General features: G+C 56.9%; 3 protein-coding genes and 1 tRNA gene. 2 read left to right on the top strand and 2 right to left on the bottom strand.

What is annotated here, in order from left to right:
- Positions 1 to 125: 125 nt before the first annotated feature.
- Positions 126 to 202: transfer RNA gene (locus D8U71_RS07955), tRNA-Arg, on the top strand.
- Between the two features lie 19 nt (positions 203 to 221).
- Here D8U71_RS07955 and D8U71_RS07960 read toward each other — a convergent pair.
- Complete coding sequence (locus D8U71_RS07960; protein WP_024014007.1) at positions 222 to 734, bottom strand: hypothetical protein; 513 nt, start codon at positions 732 to 734, stop codon at positions 222 to 224.
- A 321-nt stretch (positions 735 to 1,055) separates the two neighbouring features.
- Between D8U71_RS07960 and mgtE the strand changes: the two genes are divergently transcribed.
- Positions 1,056 to 2,498, top strand: coding sequence for a magnesium transporter (gene mgtE, locus D8U71_RS07965; RefSeq protein WP_016773597.1), 1,443 nt, complete (start codon positions 1,056 to 1,058; stop codon positions 2,496 to 2,498).
- A 256-nt stretch (positions 2,499 to 2,754) separates the two neighbouring features.
- Here mgtE and D8U71_RS07970 read toward each other — a convergent pair whose 3' ends face one another.
- The gene (locus D8U71_RS07970; protein WP_003178899.1) at positions 2,755 to 3,081 is read right to left on the bottom strand and encodes an Arc family DNA-binding protein; all 327 of its coding nucleotides are present in this window, start codon (positions 3,079 to 3,081) and stop codon (positions 2,755 to 2,757) included.
- Between the last annotated feature and the right edge of the window lie 53 nt (positions 3,082 to 3,134).

Here is a 3,134-nt window from a genome sequence, read left to right on the forward strand (position 1 = left end):
AGTACTCGGCTACGAACCGAGCGGTCACAGGTTCGAATCCTGTCGAGTGCACCATTTAAGGGTTGTTTGCAGTGATGTGAATAACTTGGCTTCAACCAGTTGTGATCTGGTATAAAAACACAAATGCACTCGTAGCTCAGCTGGATAGAGTACTCGGCTACGAACCGAGCGGTCACAGGTTCGAATCCTGTCGAGTGCACCATATACCAAGAAGCCCGCGTTTAACGCGGGCTTTTTGCTGTCCGGGATTTGGCTTTTCCCTTCACACAGCCTCTTTCATCAAAATCAATTTGAGCACTGCGGCCTCGCTTGAGGTCGTAACGATAGCTCGTGGTCGACGTGCGCGTGTTGATCTTGTCGGGCTTGCCCAGTGCGCTTTCGACGTCCCGCTGGCTCATGCCGGCAATCACTCGCCGATTGATGATCGCTTCGCGCCGCTGCCTGTTATCGATCAGGTTTCCACATTTGTGTTCGGTGCCACCGACGATGCCCGGTTCGCGACCGCTGTCTTTCATGCCGGAAACGGCTTCGTGATTGAACTCCGGCATGATTGCGACCCAGCCGGGTGAATACGGGTGGACCTCCTGAATTGAGAGTTGCTCGCCAGTTGCGCAGCTCATCGATGTGAATGTGACGCTGCCGTCAGCGGCCTGGCAACGATGAAGTGTGGTGGCGTTGGCAGGCGTGGTGTGGAGCAGGGCGGTCAGTAGATATAGCGCGGGTTTTGCTGGCATTCGATGTCCTCCATGACGATCTACGCTCAAGGGTAGTCGCTGCTTTTTGCGTTGCCGGTGTGTTTTCTTTTCAAGATGAGTCGTCGCATTTGCACGGGTCAGGCAGGTGCTCAGGTTTGTTTCGCAAGCGCTTGTTTCAGCCGTGATTTTTTCAACGTTTTAAACCGTCAGGCGTGTATCATTGCGCCCGTCAGCCCCGCCGGGGCTTATGGAAAACCTCCATGGACTTACCCAGTAGTTGTTCAGTAAACCGTTTCACCAATCATGAATTGACTGATTGATCCTTCCGGCGTGCCCCGCTGCTGGGAGTGGAGTTCGCCTATGTCCGAAATCGAAGTAAAGAAAACACAGGAAAGCCTGCAGGACCGCCTGGCTCAGGTCGTCGAGCTGCTGCAGCGCCAACGTGTCGTTGAAGACCTGACTCATCGCCAGGAAGGTCCGCACCACGACCGCGTGGAAAACCTGGTTCACCGGCAAAACCTCGTCGAGCTGCAACGCAAGCTCGATGATCTGCACTCCGCCGACGTCGCCTACATTCTTGAAGCCTTGCCGCTGGACGATCGTCTGACGCTCTGGCAACTGGTCAAGGCCGATCGCGACGGCGACATTCTTCTCGAAGTATCCGATTCCGTCCGGGAAACGCTGATCGCCGACATGGACGATCATGAGCTCCTGGCTGCGGCCAAGGACATGGACGCCGACGAACTCGCTGACCTGGCCTCTGAGCTGCCGCGAGACGTTGTCCATGAGCTGATGGAAAGTCTGGATAACCAGCAGCGCGAACGCGTGCGCTCGGCCCTCTCCTATGACGAGGATCAGGTCGGTGCGTTGATGGACTTCGAGATGGTGACGATCCGTGAGGACGTCAGCCTTGAAGTGGTTCTGCGTTATCTGCGTCGCCTGAAAGAGCTTCCCGGTCATACCGACAAACTGTTCGTGGTCGATTACGACGGCGTGCTCAAGGGCGTGCTGCCGATCAAGCGTCTGCTGGTCAACGATCCGGAGAAGCAGGTGGCCGAAGTGATGGCCAGCGATCCGGTGAGTTTCCACCCGGACGAAGATGCCTACGACGCCGCTCAGGCATTCGAGCGTTACGACTTGATCTCCGCGCCGGTGGTCGACAAGAACGGCAAACTGATCGGCCGTCTGACCATCGATGAAATGGTCGACCTGATCCGTGAGGAAAGCGAAAGCGAAGTCCTCAACATGGCCGGTCTGCGCGAAGAGGAAGATATCTTCGCCTCGGTATGGAAATCCCTGCGTAACCGTTGGGCGTGGCTGGCGGTGAACCTGATCACTGCATTTGTCGCATCGCGGGTGATCGGTCTGTTCGAAGGTTCGATCGAGAAGCTCGTGGCACTGGCGGCGCTGATGCCGATCGTGGCGGGTATCGGCGGCAACTCCGGTAACCAGACCATCACCATGATCGTGCGCGCCATGGCGCTGGATCAGGTCAGCACCGGCAACACCTCGCGCTTGATGCGCAAAGAGCTGGCGGTCGGTTTGATCAACGGTCTGGTCTGGGGCGGGGTTATCGGTGTAGTCGCGTACATGCTCTACGGCAGTTGGTCGCTTGGCGTGGTGATGACGGCAGCGATGACGCTCAATCTGTTGCTGGCGGCGTTGATGGGCGTGTTGATCCCGATGACGCTGGCCAAAATGGGCCGCGATCCGGCGATGGGCGCCAGTGTGATGATCACGGCAATGACCGACAGCGGTGGCTTCTTCATCTTCCTCGGGTTGGCGACAATCTTCCTGCTCTGACCTTGTGCAATGAAAAGCCCGTCAAATCGACGGGCTTTTTTGTGCCTGCCAAACAGATATGAGCGCAAGTACAAGTAACCGTGGCGAGGGGATTTATCCCCGCTGGACTGCGCAGCAGTCCCATTGTTTTTGGGGCTGCCATGCAGCCCAGCGGGGATAAATCCCCTCGCCACACTCAATTGCCAATCGGCCATCTGTCATATTGCGGGCAAAAAAAAGCCAGCAATCATGCTGGCTTCAATATGCTCGGTATAACTCAGGACGCGTCAGCGGCCATTTCTGCGTCGTGTGCGATCAGCGACACCAGGGCGTTCTGCTGACGGTGCGACAGCTGACGGAAGCGTTGCAACAGCTCGCGCTCGTGCAGCGACAGCTCCGGGCTGTCCAGGCGCATGCTCAGCTCTTCGCCCAGTGCGCCTTCCTGAATAAGACTCTGCTCAAGGCGCGCAATGATCTCGGAGTTCATGCTGCGATGATGATTGCGAGCCACCTCGGCAATGCGTTCACGCATTCCGTCTGGCAGACGTACGACAAACTTGTCAGCCGTACGGCTGGAATAAATTGCCTGTTTCAATGGGCGCATATATTTAACCGGTTAGTTCAGGGGAGCGGTTCTCGGGATTGGCCGCAGGATGT

Origin of the sequence: Pseudomonas sp. Sample_21 (genome assembly GCF_004307525.1) — a bacterium.
In the GTDB taxonomy this organism is placed as follows: Bacteria; Pseudomonadota; Gammaproteobacteria; order Pseudomonadales; family Pseudomonadaceae; genus Aquipseudomonas; species Aquipseudomonas atacamensis.